The sequence below is a fragment of the Pedobacter sp. CFBP9032 genome, from assembly GCF_034045265.1.
In the GTDB taxonomy this organism is placed as follows: Bacteria; Bacteroidota; Bacteroidia; order Sphingobacteriales; family Sphingobacteriaceae; genus Pedobacter.
In genome coordinates this window covers 124326-141987 of record NZ_JAXCWE010000002.1, presented here as the reverse complement: position 1 = coordinate 141987, position 17662 = coordinate 124326, and the positions used below count along the sequence as shown (strand labels likewise).

The 17662-nt window shown below is 36.9% G+C and carries 15 protein-coding genes; 6 read left to right on the top strand and 9 right to left on the bottom strand.

The window, feature by feature from the left end; translation table 11 throughout:
- The first annotated feature begins 35 nt into the window (after nucleotides 1-35).
- Both SOM16_RS04410 and SOM16_RS04405 read left to right on the top strand, forming a co-directional pair.
- Nucleotides 36-1484, top strand: a complete 1449-nt coding sequence (locus SOM16_RS04410) for an SDR family oxidoreductase (RefSeq protein ID WP_320462782.1) — start codon at nucleotides 36-38, stop codon at nucleotides 1482-1484.
- Nucleotides 1485-1522: 38 nt separating this feature from the next.
- The gene (locus tag SOM16_RS04405; protein ID WP_280790409.1) at nucleotides 1523-1645 is read left to right on the top strand and encodes a hypothetical protein; all 123 of its coding nucleotides are present in this window, start codon (nucleotides 1523-1525) and stop codon (nucleotides 1643-1645) included.
- On the opposite strand, the gene SOM16_RS04400 is transcribed toward SOM16_RS04405, so the two are convergent.
- Together SOM16_RS04400 and SOM16_RS04395 are read right to left on the bottom strand one after the other, a co-directional pair.
- Nucleotides 1632-3533, bottom strand: coding sequence for a DUF3857 domain-containing transglutaminase family protein (locus SOM16_RS04400; RefSeq protein ID WP_320462781.1), 1902 nt, complete (start codon nucleotides 3531-3533; stop codon nucleotides 1632-1634). The two genes, SOM16_RS04405 and SOM16_RS04400, sit on opposite strands and share 14 nt — an antisense overlap.
- Complete coding sequence (locus SOM16_RS04395) at nucleotides 3534-5507, bottom strand: DUF3857 domain-containing protein (RefSeq protein ID WP_320462780.1); 1974 nt, start codon at nucleotides 5505-5507, stop codon at nucleotides 3534-3536.
- 168 nt (nucleotides 5508-5675) lie between these two features.
- Between SOM16_RS04395 and SOM16_RS04390 the strand changes: the two genes are divergently transcribed.
- Entirely contained in the window at nucleotides 5676-6632 is a 957-nt protein-coding gene (locus SOM16_RS04390) for a 3'-5' exonuclease (RefSeq protein ID WP_320462779.1), read from the top strand.
- Nucleotides 6633-6700: 68 nt separating this feature from the next.
- Nucleotides 6701-8560 carry a M1 family metallopeptidase gene (locus tag SOM16_RS04385; RefSeq protein ID WP_320462778.1) on the top strand — a complete coding sequence of 620 codons (1860 nt, stop codon included), beginning with the start codon at nucleotides 6701-6703 and terminating at the stop codon, nucleotides 8558-8560.
- A 154-nt stretch (nucleotides 8561-8714) separates the two neighbouring features.
- Here the strand turns inward: SOM16_RS04385 and queG are convergent, their stop codons facing one another.
- Nucleotides 8715-9650: a tRNA epoxyqueuosine(34) reductase QueG gene (gene queG / locus SOM16_RS04380; RefSeq protein ID WP_320462777.1), complete on the bottom strand. Its 936-nt coding sequence runs from the start codon at nucleotides 9648-9650 to the stop codon at nucleotides 8715-8717.
- Between the two features lie 138 nt (nucleotides 9651-9788).
- Between queG and SOM16_RS04375 the strand changes: the two genes are divergently transcribed.
- On the top strand, nucleotides 9789-9995 hold the full coding sequence (locus SOM16_RS04375) for a hypothetical protein (protein WP_320462776.1): 207 nt from the start codon (nucleotides 9789-9791) through the stop codon (nucleotides 9993-9995).
- An 88-nt stretch (nucleotides 9996-10083) separates the two neighbouring features.
- On the opposite strand, the gene SOM16_RS04370 is transcribed toward SOM16_RS04375, so the two are convergent.
- The 4 genes from SOM16_RS04370 to pdxH form a co-directional block, all read right to left on the bottom strand.
- Nucleotides 10084-11592, bottom strand: coding sequence for a bifunctional GNAT family N-acetyltransferase/carbon-nitrogen hydrolase family protein (locus SOM16_RS04370; RefSeq protein ID WP_320462775.1), 1509 nt, complete (start codon nucleotides 11590-11592; stop codon nucleotides 10084-10086).
- A 586-nt stretch (nucleotides 11593-12178) separates the two neighbouring features.
- Nucleotides 12179-13201: a Holliday junction branch migration DNA helicase RuvB gene (gene ruvB, locus SOM16_RS04365; protein WP_320462774.1), complete on the bottom strand. Its 1023-nt coding sequence runs from the start codon at nucleotides 13199-13201 to the stop codon at nucleotides 12179-12181.
- A gap of 31 nt (nucleotides 13202-13232) precedes the next feature.
- A complete protein-coding gene (locus SOM16_RS04360; protein ID WP_349254631.1) occupies nucleotides 13233-14132 on the bottom strand; it encodes a 3-hydroxybutyryl-CoA dehydrogenase in 900 nt (299 codons plus the stop codon).
- Between the two features lie 337 nt (nucleotides 14133-14469).
- Nucleotides 14470-15120 (bottom strand): pyridoxamine 5'-phosphate oxidase, encoded by a 651-nt coding sequence (gene pdxH, locus SOM16_RS04355; protein ID WP_320462772.1) that lies wholly within the window; start codon nucleotides 15118-15120, stop codon nucleotides 14470-14472.
- Nucleotides 15121-15166: 46 nt separating this feature from the next.
- Here pdxH and SOM16_RS04350 point away from each other — a divergent pair, with 46 nt between their 5' ends.
- Nucleotides 15167-15730 (top strand): YqgE/AlgH family protein, encoded by a 564-nt coding sequence (locus tag SOM16_RS04350; RefSeq protein ID WP_320462771.1) that lies wholly within the window; start codon nucleotides 15167-15169, stop codon nucleotides 15728-15730.
- Nucleotides 15731-15831: 101 nt separating this feature from the next.
- Here the strand turns inward: SOM16_RS04350 and purE are convergent, their stop codons facing one another.
- The gene (gene purE, locus SOM16_RS04345) at nucleotides 15832-16314 is read right to left on the bottom strand and encodes a 5-(carboxyamino)imidazole ribonucleotide mutase (protein WP_320462770.1); all 483 of its coding nucleotides are present in this window, start codon (nucleotides 16312-16314) and stop codon (nucleotides 15832-15834) included.
- Between the two features lie 156 nt (nucleotides 16315-16470).
- Nucleotides 16471-17610: a 5-(carboxyamino)imidazole ribonucleotide synthase gene (locus tag SOM16_RS04340; protein WP_320462769.1), complete on the bottom strand. Its 1140-nt coding sequence runs from the start codon at nucleotides 17608-17610 to the stop codon at nucleotides 16471-16473.
- Nucleotides 17611-17662: the final 52 nt, after the last annotated feature.

The window sequence follows — 17662 nt, the reverse complement described above, 5'->3', positions numbered from 1 at the left end:
AGCCCAATAACTGTTGATCATTAAATAACTTCCTAATGAAAATTTTATTAACAGGAGCCAATGGATACATCGGTACAAGATTACTACCCTTACTTTTAGAAGAAAATCATGAGGTGGTTTGTATGGTGCGAGATAAAAGAAGATTTATCTCAAGTGCAGACTCTGCGTCCAGAGTTACTATAATTTCTGGAGATTTATTAAACCCGGATTCATTGTCAGAGATTCCTGAGGATATAGAAGCAGCCTACTATCTGGTGCATTCCATGTCATCCAGCGACGAGGGATTTTCGGATTTGGAACGAAAATCTTCTGAGAATTTTTCTGCTGTAATCCGGAATACACATTGCAAACAAATTATTTATCTAACCGGAATTGCAAATGATGAGCATTTATCTAAACATTTGGGCTCCAGGTTAGCGGTAGAAGACGAATTAAAATCTTCGAACATTTCCTGTACCATTTTGAGAGCTGCAATCATTATAGGTTCTGGAAGCGCCTCATTTGAAATTATACGAGACCTTACCGAGAAAATACCTGTAATGGTGGCCCCAAAATGGGTGAAAACGCTTTGTCAACCTATTGGAATAAGAGATGTTCTGGCCTATTTAATTGGCGTATTAAATAACGATAAAGCCTATAATGAAACTTTTGATATTGGTGGGCCTGATGTTTTGTCTTACCGAAACATGCTATTGGGTTACGCTAAAGAAAGGGAACTCAAACGATGGATTATTACGGTTCCGGTATTAACGCCCAGGTTATCATCGCTCTGGCTCAATATGATTACTCCGGTTCCTTATTCTCTAGCGAGGAGCCTGGTAGATAGTATGAAAAACGAAGTGGTTTGCAAAGATAACCGTATCCAGGAAGTTGTACCCAGGAAGTGTTTAACCTATGCCGAATCTTTACACCTGGCGTTCGAGAAAATTGATCAGAATTCTATTGTTTCCAGTTGGAAGGATGCGCTGAACAGGGGATACCTGCAAACGGATTTTATGGATCAGATTAAAGTTCCGCAGAACGGCACCTTAGAATATAAGGTAAAGATGCAATTTGACCGCAAGGCGGAAGAAGTTTTTGAAAACATTTGGAGTATTGGTGGAAACAGAGGGTGGTACTATCTAGACTGGCTTTGGCAATTAAGAGGTTTTTTAGATAAAATGTTCGGAGGTGTAGGTACAAGACGTGGAAGAACCAGCAACACAGACCTGCAGGCTGGAGATGTTTTAGATTTCTGGCGCGTTTTACTGGCTGATAAAAAAAATAAGCGGTTGTTACTTTACGCTGAAATGAAAGTGCCGGGAGAGGCCTGGCTGGAATTGAAATTATTTGATTTCCATGGAAAGGCTTATTTATCCCAGATTGCAACATTTAGACCTCGGGGTTTATGGGGTAGGATATATTGGTATACCATGTGGCCATTCCATTTGGTGCTCTTTAAGGGAATGGCAAAACAGATTACAAAATATCGACCTGATAATTAGTCAAATTTAGCTATTTTTGGTTTTCTAAAACTTGTAGTATGCCAAATCAAGAACACGATTATTCTTTCTGGACAAAATATAAACGCTTTGCATCAACTGAAATTTTAATGTATTTAATAATGATTATCGGAATTGGCATCGGGATTATTATTTTAAGTTAAAGATTAACTTTAAATGATCAGCCATGCTAACGTCGTTGATAAATTTAGAAAATTCAGCATATTTTTCTGGTGCGAATGTACCATCATTCAATATCATTTTCCTGTAGTAGGTTAGCTTTGTGCCTTCCTTGCTTACCCTTCTTGTATATTTCCCAAATGTATTACTGAAGTTTTTATCTTCTATCATAACCAACTCCGTTTTAATATTTTCCGGTAAATCAAATTCAATTGTGTCTTCATCAATGAATCCGCGATTAATGTATACAGGTAAAACCCGGTTATTTAATTCCAGTATAGTAGGCTGAATGTTGAAGGCATTCAATTGTAAATACAGTTTATCACCGTTTATCGGCGCATAATTTCTAATGCTTAGTCTAAGGTCTTCGGTAAGTTGTGGATTGATTTCTTTCTTTTGAGAAAAACCTACAGTTGTGAAATCAATATTATCAATGTTATAAGCTTTTTTAAGCAGTTTGTGTTGTTCAGCCAGTGATTGGTCAATTAATGGTTCACGATTGTCATATTGCGCACCAGAAAACAGCGTATTAATTTTTCCTGTTACGTTACCATCCTTATTAATACTTAATGCTGCTTTACGAATCTGAAGATTATTTTGAGTACCAAGTTTCGGTGTTCTTATTAGTCTTCCACCAGCTGCCGTACAGGCAAACACTGTTCTGTCATCAGTAAAATCACTTAGAAAACCAAAAGGGATTTTTTGATTGGTACATTCCAGCCAGGTGGTATCGCCTTTAAGCGGCATGCACAGAATGATATGGTTGCCTTGCGCCATGCTGGCAAAAGCCGGATCAACATTTCTTTTAAGTGAACCAGCTTCCACAACGCAGTAGTATGACTCTATATCTGCCGCTTTCAGCAGGCTATGCATGTAGTTTACCAATGCTTTGCAATCACCATAACCTAAACGGTCTACCTCACTCGCGGCAACAGGTTGGAAACCGCCAATGCCAATCTGTACACTGATATATCTCGTTTTTTCCTGTAAATATTTGTAAATTTTTCGCGCTTTATCTTTCTCATTAATATCATCTTTAACCAAATCTTTAATAGTTTGGATAGTAGCTGGTGGTAACGCCATGCGCTCCTTTAGTAAATCATCATAAACCCACTTTCCTAAATCCTGCCAATTATTATAAGTTCCCTTATGGCCGTAGTAATAGAACTGTTGAGGTGCAATTTGTACTTTGGTGACGTAAAGTTCCGGATCAGGGCTGTAAGGTTCTGCCCTGGTTGCGGCAAGATTAGTGATTGACCATACCTGCTTTTTCTGTTTTTTATCAATGGTTTCAATTGGTTCGCCATTATAATGCTGCGTTTTAATCCGAACTTCATCAGTGGGCTTACTAATGAACGTATAAGTACTTTTTTCTACAGAAATGTTATTTTCCATAGCGGGTATCCAGTCTCTGATAATTAAATTTTGTTTGTTTCTGGTTTCGATCTCATAAGCAACAGTGTACGGATATTGGTTCACCGATGGACTGAAAAGTTTTAACCTGCTATCTATAAATAAAGAAAATCCATCGGCAGCACTTACATCAGAAAAATTATTCTGGTTAAACTTACTGGTTAGTATACCAGCTGCATTGTAAATTTCGCCTTTAATAGCTTTTATAGTGGTATTTTTATCATAAGCAATAACCATTCGGGCATCATCATCTCCATTCTCGTTAAAAATGGTAATCACTTTTTTTTGCAAACGGATCACATTATCTGGCGCCCTCATATCTACTATAATTTCTTCGTTTCTAATACAGGAATTTGCCCTGCTTCGAAGCTGAGGTGAGATCAAGTCAGTATCGTAATTTACCTGTGCGAATGCAAAAGTTGCCCATAAAATGGAGATAATTGTAACAATGACTTTCATTTAGTTTACCTTTTTGAGTAAATATTCACTTTTCTGATTTTGAATAATTTTGCTGTAAAACTCTTTCAGATACAGATACAATTCAGGCTCATAAATGGCATTGTTAAATTGTAGAACCTGGTTAAATGATAATATATTATCCTCTAAGGTTGTATTAAGCAGGTATTTCCCGCCCGAATTTGGTAAGCCTATTGCTAAGTTTTTAGGTTTCTCCAATAACTCATATTTCTCGGGTAAAGTGATGTTTATAGAAATTCGCTCATCAGTTGCTGAACCAAGGTCAACAGGATAGGTTCTTTCATTTAAGTTGAATGGATTTTTGGTTATGGCATTAATAAAAAACGGACTCATGTAAAATTGATTATTATTGGACCCGTCATTTACCGTAAATTCAACTTCAAACACTTCTGTGAGGGCATTTTCGATACTGTCGATATTACTGATTGTCTGGTGCAGAATTTTGATCCTCGGCAGGCGTTCATCTATTTTTTCGACGTATTCTTCTGCCGATCCATATTTTTTAATCTCTCTTCGCCTGTTAAAGGCAGAATAGCCCTGGCTATGGGTGGTAAGTGTTCCTGTTAACTTGCCATCACGGTTTAACTTCCCAAATAAGACGTAGCTCGTAACCGCTTTTTGGCTCGCTTTCAAATCTATCCAGTATGATGCCTTTTTTAAGTTAATTACTCTTCCCTGGTCATTTATACACCTCAGAGGCAACAAACCGAAGGGAAGAAGTGGCTCCGAAGCATCCAGGAGATAACTTTTATCTCCAATATTTACCTTTGCTACCACGTAATTAAAATCAGAAATAATAGGATATAATTTATTAATAGTTCCATTTTCTCTCGTTGATAAGATTACGGCTTCAACATCCAGGTTAGCTGCCGATAGCGCCGCAATAAGATTGAAATTAATATCTGCGATATTACCAGACCTGGTCTCAAGCGATTTTTTTATACTTTCTTCAGCGAAAATACCGTAATAGTTATTCCATTTAATTTTCTTTTTAATGTAAGCAAAGATTGATTTTGCTTTTTGCAAATCATCAGGTGCATCCTTAATAATACCTGCAATAAGGTCTTTGTAAAGATCCTTTCGTTTCATTTGCGCACCGAAAGATTTATCAGAGGTCAGTTCATAATCTACGTCTTTCCAACTTTTGGTATAAGAGGTTTTCCCTCCGTTGGGATTCGTAAAGTCTGATAATTCAAAGTAAATAGCTGATTTGAAGTTGCTTGGCGCTGTCATGTTATCTTCTTCTACAAATGCAGGCACATTTTTTATCAGATAACTGATTTTGGAGCAATCTATATTTGCTCCATTAATCCGTAAACACTCTTTTGAGATTTCAGATTTCTGATCGGTAAGTTTTAAATAACCTCTTAATGATACATTATAATTGTAGATTCCGGGAATGTACACCAAGTATTCGCTCGATACTTTAGGGAGATTGGATTGAAACTCCCACGTTTTAAAGTTGAACAGTCTTGGAGATTTTAACTTGTAGGTATATTCGATGATGGAGCCTTCCTTTAAATTTGGAAGGGTGAACTTAGTTAGCTTTGTATATTTTGATTTATTCTCCACAAAAACAGCCTTATTATCCATAACAGTTTCTACAAAATTTCCGTTAACGTAGTTAAATGTAGAAGCTTTCAAATCCCTTATCGTCTCTTCGCGGGCATCATCTTTGTAAGTTGGTATAACAATATTAGCAGCATCGAAACCATTTTTATTGTAGATTTTAATTTTGGTATGGTATTCAAAAATAAGCTCCAGGTGGCCGGTTATATCATCGATTTGAATAGAAGTTGTTCCAAACTCTTTAAGTACAACAGCATTGGCATTACTATCTATTTTATTTCTATCAAATTCAAGATCATCATAAAGTGGCTGTCCATAAGTAAAATTTTGAGCGAAGGAAGACACTGCCAGAAAGCAAAGAACAAGCGGTAATAGTATTATTTTCATTGAAGGCGTAATTTTCCGCAATTTAATGCTCGCAATCATAAGTATGAAATATTTTGAATTAAATAAATACGATGTACAAACAAATCAATCCTTTTTAGCACTTTTGAATAAATATATATTAATGGGTGTAGCATAGACAACTTCATCTAAATCTGATATTAAAAACCGATGAAATTAAATTTAAAACGCCCTTTAGCATTTTTCGATCTTGAGGCAACTGGTATAAACGTGGGTGCAGACAGAATAGTAGAAATTGCTGTTCTTAAAGCCATGCCCGATGGAACCGAAATTGTTAAAACGTGGCGTGTAAATCCTGAAATGCCTATTCCATTGCAGACCTCTTTAATTCATGGTATTTATGATGAAGATATTGCCAATGAGCCAACATTTAAAGTTTTAGCAAATGAGATTGCCGAGTTTATCGGTGATAGTGATTTAGCCGGTTACAACTCTAATAAGTTTGATATTCCAATGCTATTGGAAGAGTTTTTAAGAGCAAATATCGACTTTGATATGAGCCAGAGAAAATTTGTCGATGTTCAAAATATCTTTCACCAGATGGAACAACGCACTTTAAAAGCGGCTTATAAATTTTACTGTCAGGAAGACTTAGTAAACGCCCATGCTGCCGAAGCTGATGTAATTGCGACATATAAAGTCCTGTTAGGTCAGTTAGACATGTATAAGGAAACTGAGTTTGAAAGCAAGCAAGGCGTAAAAAGTGTTCCTGTTGTTAATGATGTAGATGCACTACATGTATTTACAAACATTAATAAACCAGTCGACTTTGCAGGCCGTATGGTTTATAATGATCAGGATGAAGTATGTTTTAATTTTGGAAAGCATAAGGGCAAAACAGCTCAACAGGTTTTTGCAGCAGAGCCAAGTTATTATGCCTGGATGAAAAACGGTGATTTTCCACTTTATACCAAGAAAAAGCTTGATGAAGAATGGGCAAAATTTAATGCTAAGAAAAACGAAAACCGGGCACCGAAACCGCAAAACAATACGCCGCAGGATCGTCCTCAGTATAAGAAACCACAACCAAAGCCACAATCTGATAAACCTGCGCAGCCGATTAATACCGATATGCTTGAACAGTTAAAAATGAAATTTGGTAAATAATTAAAATCAATTTAAAAAAGCACAAGGCAATATCATTATTCCTTGTGCTTTTTTAGTTTAATAACAACATGAAAATTATAAAACTTATCGCATGGTTTATCCTGATTGGAAGTTCGATTCAGGCACAAACACAACTGCCTGTAGAACCCGTTTTCCAGAATACTTACCAGAAAGCAACTAGAAGTGTGAATGGTAAACCGGGTAAAGATTATTGGCAAAACAAATCTAAATATGATTTAAAGGTTGATTTTAATCCAGCAAGTAGACTGTTAAAAGGTAAAGTTGCAGTAGTTTATACCAATAACAGTCCTGATACTTTGAATGAAATTTGGTTTAAGTTATATCCGAATCTTTATAAAAAAGGTACACCAAGAAAATCAAAGATTGCGGAGTCTGATTTAGGTGATGGCGTAGCGATTGAAAAATTAAATGTGTCTGGAAATACCATCAGTGATTATCATATTGATGGAACAAACATGACCGTTAAGGTTCCGCCAGTTTTACCAGGTCATACCATAAAATTCGATATAGATTACCATTACACCCTAAATAAGGGATCACATATGCGTACCGGTCAGGTGGATGATGGCGCTTATTTCATCGCCTATTTCTTTCCAAGAATTGCTGTTTATGATGACGTAGATGGCTGGAATAAATATCCTTATACCGGGGCAGAAGAATTTTATAATGATTTTGATCAGTTCAATGCTGAAGTAACTGTGCCTGGTGGTTATGGCGTTTGGGCAACCGGAGATCTAAAAAACGCAAACGAGGTTTTTCAGGATCAGATCGTAGCCAGAATTGAATCTGCTGAAAAAAAAGATGCGATAATTGATGTGATTACTGATCAGGACCTGGCTGATAAAAAGGTGACCAGAAACAACGCTTTCAATACTTTTAAATTTGAGGCCCTTAATGTTACAGATTTTGTTTTTGCTTTAAGTGATCATTATTTATGGAAGTCGACGAGTTTAGTCGTTGATCTGAAGACCAAAAGAAGAACCAGGGTGGATGCCGTATTTAATCCCAAACATAAGGATTATTATGAGGTGATTGATTTTGCGCGCAAAACGGTGTCATCAATGAGTTTTGTTTTTCCGAAATGGCCTTTTCCATACAATCATGAAACCATTTTCGATGGATTGGATCAAATGGAATACCCAATGATGGTGAATGATAACCCGGTAGGTAATCGTGAAGATGCAATTACTTTAACTGATCATGAAATTTTCCACACCATGTTTCCATTTTATATGGGCATTAATGAAACCAAATATGGTTGGATGGATGAAGGTTGGGCAACAATAGGCGAGTGGCTTATTTCACCAATGATTGATTCGAACATGGTTGACGAATATGGAATCCAACCAACGGCTTCATCATCAGGAAGCAAAGACGATTCGCCAATAATGACCTTAACACCTGATTTAAAAGGTTCTGGATCATTTACAAACTCTTACCCAAAACCTGGTTTAGCTTATTTATTTATTAAGGATTATTTAGGCGAGGAGTTATTTACGAAGGCCCTTCACACTTACATTAAAAACTGGAATGGTAAACACCCAATGCCATATGATTTTTTTAACAGCATGAACGAGGGAAGCGGTAAAAACCTGAATTGGTTTTGGAAAGCTTGGTTTTTTGAGGGTGGCATCCTGGATTTGGGTATTAAAGCCGTAGATAGAACAAATGGTGGATATACTATTGTTGTAGAAAATAAAGGGATAAAACCTCTTCCAATTGATTTAACATTAACCTACGATGATGGTTCTGTAGAGAAAAATCACAATACCATTGGCATTTGGGAGAAAGGGAGTAAGATGGTTGTGATCAAAATTAAGACCACTAAAAAGCTTAAAAAAGTAGTGATGGGAAGTAGCCATGTTCCGGATAAATCCAAGGGAGACAATACATTCACAGTTAACTAGCTGTGAATCTTTAGAAACTGTTTAATTTTCTTAACAAAGCACCACGTGCAAGTTTGGTGGTGCTTCATCAAGAAAATAACTCGAAAATTTAAGGGTAAGTTGATCAATGATAATTTTTAGGCCTTTCTATAACGGAGAGGCCTTTTTATTTAACTTATTCTGGCTTCAGAAAATCTATGTTCCGTTTCAGCCCGTTATACTTTGTCCGCTTTACCGCTGATCCTTTAAATACCTTCTTGAAAACCTCGTCGGTAATTTCAGTAAGTTCTTTCGCGGTTAAATCCAGTAAACCATTCTCAGGCTTAAACGCTTCCTCACTGTGAGCTTTAGAAAACCTGTTCCAAGGGCAAACATCCTGACAAATATCACAACCAAACATCCAGTTGTTCATTTTATCCTTAAATTCAGTAGGGATTTCATTCTTTAATTCGATGGTTAAATAGGAAATACATTTGGTTCCATCTACAACCTGCGGGGCGATGATTGCATCAGTCGGGCAGGCATCTAAACATCGCGTACAGGTACCACAATGATCGGTTTGAAATGGATGATCATAATCTAATTCCAGATCGATAATTAATTCTGCAAGAAAGAAAAAAGAACCTTCCGTTTTGGTGATGAGATTCGAATTTTTTCCAATCCAACCAATACCTGATTTTTTTGCCCATGCCCGATCTAAAACAGGAGCAGAGTCTACAAATGCTCTACCAGAAACATCACCAATATTTTCTTCAATAAAATAGGTTAGTGCTTTAAGTTTATCTTTTATTACTGTGTGATAATCCTGGCCATAAGCATACTTTGATATCTTTGGTGCATCAGGATCTAATTGCTTTTCCTCCGTATAATAATTTAAAGATAAGGAGATAACAGATTTAGCACCATCAACAAGCAGTCTCGGATCAAGGCGTTTATCGAAGTAATTCTCCATATACTTCATTTCACCATGATGATTTTGATGCAACCATTTTTCTAGTCTTGGTGCTTCATTTTCCAAAAATTCAGCTTTAGAAATACCAACGTCCAGAAAGCCAAGGCGTTTTGCCTCATCCTTTATTAATTGACTATATTTTGCAGCATTATTGTACACAGATAGGCAAAGATAAGGCTTAGGATTTAAAACATTTTGATTAATAACGTGTTCTCCTTACAGAAACTAAATTAATTAACTGTGTAGCTTACCGAATCAGAAATTGATAATGTGAGTACTTCACTCAACTAATAACATATGGAAAATATAGATCCAAAACATACGGAATCAGGAGAAGCTCCTAAACCAATTGAACAAGATTACGAAAATCACAAAGAAGACCCAGGACCAGCAAAGCCAGCTGTAACTGAAAAAGATGAAAACGGGGCAGGATCAATTTTAAAATGGATTTTGCCAGTTGCAGTGATTATCGGGTTAATCGTGTGGTTTGCATTAAGAAAATAAGTAGCTTTAGATTAGATTGAAATGCCGGCTGTTGATGCAACCGGCATTTTTTTGTTTCCTTTTTAAGTTTTTCAAAAAGAAAACTAATTTATTTTAACAATTTCGTTTGATATAAATCCGTACGGCGATCTTTCAATACTTTAACCGTTCCATAATGGTGTAATTCATCCAGAAGGTGAAGATCAACATCAACTACTAATACCATTTCTGTATTCGGCGTAGCTTCTGCTTTAACAGCATTGGTTGGGAAAGCAAAATCTGAAGGGGTAAAAACTGCAGACTGAGCAAACTGAATATCCATATTATTCACTTTTGGTAAATTTCCCACACAACCTGCAATAGCTACATAACATTCATTTTCAATTGCCCTGGCTTGTGCACAATGTCTAACCCTGGTATAACCATTCTGGGTATCTGTTAAAAACGGAACAAATAAAATTTGCATGCCCTGATCAGCATAAATTCTACTTAGTTCTGGGAACTCAACATCGTAGCAGATTAAAATTCCAATTTTTCCACAGTCGGTATCAAAAACCTGAACTTTATCCCCACCGATCATTCCATAATATTTTTGCTCATTTGGAGTGATATGGATTTTTCTATATTCATCTATCTTACCTGTTCTATGGCACAAATAGGTGGCGTTATATAATTTTCCATTTTCTAACAATGGCATACTTCCAGTAATGATATTTACATTGTAGCTCAAAGCATACTCATGCATTCTATCTACAATTTCCTTTGTTTTTTCGGCGAGTTTACGCATCGCTTCAATTTCAGGAAGGTGATTGTAAGGTTGTAATAATGGCGTATTAAACAACTCTGGAAACATAATGAAATCTGACTTGTAACCACTCAATGCATCTACAAAGAACTCTACTTGTTCATAGAAAACATCCATGTCTGGAAATAAACGCATTTCCCATTGAACTAATCCCAGTCTAATAGTCATTGCCGAACGTGCAGAAGCATCTACACCTTGGTAATAAATGTTATTCCATTCAATTAATGTGGCGAACTCTTTCGATTCTTTATCACCCGGCAAATAATTTTTCAAAACTTTACGAACGTGGAAGTCATTCGAAATTTGAAAAGTTAACGTCGGATCGTAAATTTCTTTTGCTTTAACTTTATCAATATACTGTCTCGGTGTTAAAGTTTCCGAATAGGTATGGTAACCTGGGATTCTGCCTCCAGCGATAATGCTTTTTAAATTTAGACTTTCACAAAGTTCTTTCCTGGCTTCGTAAAGTCTTCTCCCTAATCTTAATCCGCGAAAATCAGGATGTACAAAAATTTCGATACCATATAAAGTATCGCCATTAGGATCATGAGTAGAGAAAGAATAATCACCTGTGATTAATTTATAGGTATGTCTATCACCATACTCATCATATTCAACAATTATAGAAAGTGAGCAAGCCACTACTTTATCATCTACAGCAATACAAACCTGACCTTCCGGGAAAAGATTTAAAAGTTTTGCAATGCTGGATTTTGGCCAGATTGACCCACCCATGCTATCATAGGCTTGAAGCATAGATTCTTTTAAATCGGCATAATCTTCGAGCGTTAGCTTACGTAATTCGATATTCATAATAATTTGTTGGTTTTACACTTACTCAACGGTTTTGGTTGTTAAATGTTTGATGAAATTAGAGAATCTTTGATCACTATTTATTTTTTTTTGGCCTTTTTATGATCTGTGTCTTAAAGCGATTGTCCTGAACTTGATTCAGAATCTTTGTGTTTAATTTTAATGCTACTGATTTATATTATTGAGATATAAACGGATATTTATAAATTAATGCTTGCCAGTCGAAGGGCTTTTGAAAAATGTTTTGAATGGGTTTCGACAAGTCCAACATGACAATCTTAAGAAATAATGCTATCGGTTTGGTGTCTTCACCAACCGAAACGTCTGATTGTCATTTTGGTCAGTGAAACTCACGACCGATAGATAACCTATTTAATGCACTTGCTAGCGCAGCGACAGCTCACCAGATTTGCCTATAGCCTTTATATAAACGCCTAAATTTTTCGCCTTTTTATGATCAGTATATTAAAGCGATCGTCCTGAACTTGATTCAGGATCTATTATGCAAGTTTCCCCGCGCATTTTCATGGATAAGGAATGTGGATTGAAAAGAATTAATTTTTCGATTTACCAGGCTGGCGCAGTGTTAAAACAATTTTCCAGTTTGAGCTGGATAATTTTTCTTTAAATGTTTGTACGCAGCTTCTGTAACTTCACGGCCACGGGAAGTACGCATTATGAAGCCTTCCTGAATTAAAAACGGTTCATAAACCTCTTCAATAGTTCCTTCATCTTCTCCAACAGCTGTAGCGATGGTTTTTAAACCTACGGGTCCGCCTTTGAATTTATCGATGATGGTAGTCAGGATTTTGTTATCCATTTCATCTAAGCCATGCTCATCTACATTAAGTGCATTTAAGGCATAGTTTGCAATGTCCGGATCAATGCTTCCGGTTCCTTTTATTTGTGCGAAATCCCTGGTTCGGCGCAGCAGTGCGTTCGCTATACGGGGCGTGCCCCGACTCCGGCGTGCGATTTCAAATGCGCCTTCATCACTAATTGGTGTCTTTAAGATGTCTGATGATCTTAGAACGATAGTAGTTAATAATTTAGCGTCATAATAGGCTAAGCGGCAATTTATTCCAAATCTTGCCCTTAATGGTGCAGTAAGTAAGCCTGAGCGGGTGGTAGCACCAACCAAAGTAAAAGGGTTTAATGAGATCTGAACTGAACGTGCATTAGGACCGGTTTCAAGCATGATATCAATTTTGAAATCTTCCATTGCAGAATAGAGATATTCTTCCACCAAAGGCGACAAGCGGTGAATTTCATCAATAAAAAGAATATCACCTTCATCCAGGCCAGTTAAAAGTCCGGCTAAATCGCCAGGTTTATCTAGAACAGGACCAGAGGTTACCTTGATGCCGGCGCCCATTTCATTGGCAATAATGTAAGAAAGTGTTGTTTTACCTAAACCTGGAGGGCCGTGTAAAAGTACATGGTCTAAAGCCTCGCCACGAAGTTTTGCAGCCTGAACAAAAATCTTCAGGTTCTCCATCACTTTCTCCTGACCTGTGAAATCTTCAAAGGCTTGTGGCCTTAATACCCTTTCAATATCGCGATCGGTAGGCGTGAGGTTGTTTGCATCCGGATCAAGATTTTCGTTCATAACGCAAATATAAAATAAAATGCTAAAAAAATTAGGATTTTTTGAATTTATCAGAAACAATCAAATCTTTAGATCCTGGAGTATACTGATAAAAACCTTCGCCTGATTTTATGCCTTTTTTGCCCGCGGCAACCATATTGACTAATAATGGACAAGGCGCATATTTTGGATTTCCAAATCCATCGTGCAATACTTTTAAAATTGCCATGCATACGTCCAGGCCAATAAAATCAGCCAATTGCAGTGGCCCCATTGGATGTGCCATTCCAAGTTTCATTACCGTATCAATTTCATAGACACCAGCAACGCCTTCATATAAAGTGTAAATAGCTTCATTAATCATTGGCATCAGGATTCGATTGGCGACAAAACCCGGATAATCATTCACCTCAACAGGTGTTTTTTCCAGTTTTTTTGAAAGTTCCATAATAGTATGGGTCGTTTCATCGCTGGTTTGATATCCGCGAATCACCTCAACCAATTTCATTACGGGAACCGGATTCATAAAATGCATACCAATTACCTGGTTACCACGTGAAGTGACCGATGCAATTTGTGTAATTGATATCGATGAAGTATTTGATGCGAGGATAGCACCCGCAGGTGCATGAACATCTAAATCCTTAAAGATTTTTAATTTTAAATCAAGATTTTCAGTCGCTGCTTCTACAATTAAATCGGCGGTTGCTACGCCTTCACTTAGTAATGTATAGGAGGTAATATTTTGGAGTGTGGCGTTTTTTTGTTCTTCATTAAGTGTACCCTTTAATACCTGTCTATCCAGATTTTTCGCTATTGTTTTTAAGGCCAGATCTAGAGCGGTTTGATTGATGTCGATCAGGTTTACTTTATAATTGAACTGTGCAAATAGATGTGCAATGCCATTCCCCATGGTTCCTGAACCGATAACTGCGACGTTTTTAATCATAATGTTATTTTTGGTTAGCGTAACAATTTATAATCCTGCCGATCCCGATCATCTCAAGATCTATTAACAGAAACTAGGTTGTAGCTAAATTAATCTTTAATGGGTTTCAAGTGCTGATTTTATCAATAGCTGGCATTTTACTACTGCTTTTTAAATAATTTTGCTAGATCAAGCAAACAAAATTAAATTTCAATTGCTACTAAAATTAAATTCCCCCGTCATATTTTTTAAAATACGACGTTTATATACAATACTTCCTATAAAAGTTTAGGTTAGTTAATGATTAGTTAGAAATAGAGGTCCGGCTGGATAGCAGACCTCTATTTCATTTTTATAATCACTAAGGTGCTAATCTGGATTTAACCCATTCATTTTTGATCCATTCAAAATTTACCCGATCGTGCAATCTGCTTCTTCTGCCTTGCCAAAACTCAATACGTGTTGGTTTAACCACATAACCACCCCAATGCGCTGGTTTTACAATAGCTTTGTCCTCGCTTTTAGCTTTTAGATCCTCAAATTTTTCTTCTAGGAAAGATCTGTTTGGAATCACCTGACTTTGTGGTGAGGCAATTGCACCGATCTTACTGGCGATAGGGCGGGTATTGAAATACTCCTCAGAAGTTTCCTTATCGAGTTTTTCTACCGTTCCTTCAATTCTCACTTGCCGTTCTAATTCCGGCCAGAAAAAAACCAAAGCAGCGTAAGGATTTCTTTTTAATTCTTTTCCTTTAGCACTCAGATAATTGGTAAAAAACCTAAACCCTTTATCATCAACCCCTTTTAATAAGACGATCCGCGCATCCGGACGACCAGATTTATCGGCAGTTGCCAACGTCATCACGTTTGGTTCGTGAATTTGTGCCTCCACAGCGTGTTCAAACCATTTTTTAAATTGATTAATTGGATTGTTATCTACGTCAGACTCATCTAACGTGGCGCTTTTATAATCTTGGCGCAGGTTTTGTAGAAATTCATTAGTAACTTGCATTTAACAAAAATAGGCATCTTTTACGGTGCAACAAATGATAATCGTCATGCTAAATAATATTAAACCGAAAACTGGCCGTTTATTGATCTCTGAACCCTTTATGTCTGATCCGAATTTTAAGCGATCTGTTGTTTTGCTATCAGAACATAGCGAAGATGGATCTGTAGGTTATATCCTGAATCAAGTGGCAAATGTAATTTTAAAGGATGTAATGCAGGATTTATGGGAAGCAGATAACCACATCTATTTCGGTGGCCCTGTAGCAGCTAATACGCTCCATTTCATTCATCGTGCTTACGATAAATTGCAAAGCGGAGAACACATAGGAAATGGGCTTTACTGGGGAGGAAACTTTGAAACGCTCAAAATTTTGATCAATACGAATGCGCTGGAAGAAAGTGAGGTTAAATTTTTTATGGGTTATTCTGGCTGGGAAAATGGTCAACTCGACCAGGAGCTAGCGCAAAATGCCTGGATGGTAAGTGATGTATCTGATCTTGATCTTATTTTTGGTAATGATGATGAAAAACTGTGGCGTGATGTGATTGTAAATTTAGGCCCAAAGTACGCGCATGTAAGCAATTTCCCGATTGATCCGAGTTTGAATTAAATTAGATATTAGTCAAAGGTCTGAAGTCTGATGATTAGGAGGTTTATTTAAGCTAAATTTTAAACTATAAAAACAAAAAACTTCTGACCTCTGACTTGAATCTAAAGACTATCAGCGCTCTCTTCAACCTTTCTTCTCAGGTCATCTTTATAATCCTGCATTTTTACGGTTAATGAGGCGTCGGCGGTTGCTAAGATCTGAGCAGCCAGCAAGCCTGCATTTTTTGCCGCATTTAAAGCCACTGTAGCTACAGGGATGCCATTTGGCATTTGCAAAATGGATAAGATACTGTCCCAGCCATCTATTGAATTTGAGGATTTTACAGGAACTCCAATCACAGGCAATGTGGTAATAGATGCCACCATTCCTGGCAAATGTGCTGCGCCGCCTGCACCAGCAATAATTACTTTTAAACCTTTTTCATGTGCTTCTTTGGCATAAGTGAACATACGCTCTGGCGTACGGTGTGCAGAGACAACTGTGAGTTCATATTCAATTCCAAATTCTTTTAAAATATCAGCAGCATCTTGCATAACAGGCAAATCAGATTTGCTGCCCATAATTATTCCAACTTTCGCACTCATTATATTTATTTTATTGCTTATTATCTTTGTTCTATACCCTTTGTTCCTGGCTCGTTACTCTTTTTATCTTTACTCTTTGTTCCTTGCTCCTTGTTCCTTGCTCTTTACTCTTTTTATCTTTACTCTTTGTTCCTTGCTCTTTACTCTTCAATCCGCTTATGCTATGACCTTCAACGTTTTTTGAACGTACCTTGCTTTCTCAATCGCTTTCTCCCTATCAATATCTACGATCGTTACATGACCCATTTTGCGGAATGGCTTAGTGTATTTTTTTCCATAAAGGTGAACAAACACACCATCAATAGCTAAAATTTTCTCCAGGTTTTCATATTTAGCTACCCCTTCTGAACCTTTTTCGCCTAATAGATTAATCATAATAGCGTTGGTGATACTGGTTGTATCGCCTAATGGCAGATTGTAAATAGACCTTAAGTGCTGTTCAAATTGCGAAACATAATTTCCTTCAATCGTTTGATGACCACTATTGTGCGGACGTGGTGCAACTTCGTTTACCAGTATTTCACCATCTCCGTCAACAAACATTTCCACGGCTAAAATACCAGTGATATTCATTGCCGATGCGATGTTTTTGGCTATATTTTCAGCCTTTTGTTGCAAGTTTTCTGCGTAAGTAGAAGGAGAAATCAGAAACTCTACTAAATTTGCTTCTGCGTTAAACTCCATTTCTACCATTGGAAAGGTTTTCATGTCACCATTGGAATTTCTGGCAACTATTACTGCGACTTCCTTTTCAAAATCAACTAACTTTTCGATAATGCAAGGCGCATCAAAAGCATCTTTTAAATCTTCGGCACTGTTTATTCTCATTACGCCTTTGCCGTCGTAACCATCTTTACGCAATTTTAAAATATAGGGAAAAGGAATCAGGCTATTTTCGATATCTTCTCTGGTATTTACAATTTGAAAGGGGGAAGTTGGAATATCATTCTCTTTAAAAAACTGTTTTTGAATTCCTTTATCTTGGATTAATCGAATAACTCTCGACTGTGGAAACACTTTTTTTCCTTCTTTCTCCAATTGCTCTAATGCTTCGATATTTACCTTTTCTATCTCAATTGTAATTACATCCGCTTTCTTTCCGAAATTATAAACGGTGTCGAAATCGGTGATAGAACCATTTTCAAAATAGTTTGCTATGTTTTTGCAAGGGGCGTCCGGGTCAGGATCTAAAACTAAAGACGTTACGTTGTAGTTGATTGCCTGCTGAATAAGCATTCTACCCAGCTGTCCACCACCTAAAATACCTAATTTTAATTCGCTTATCTGTTTTGCCATGAGGGGTTGAAAATTATGCTAATTTTGTACAAAAGTAACAAATTTAGGTTTA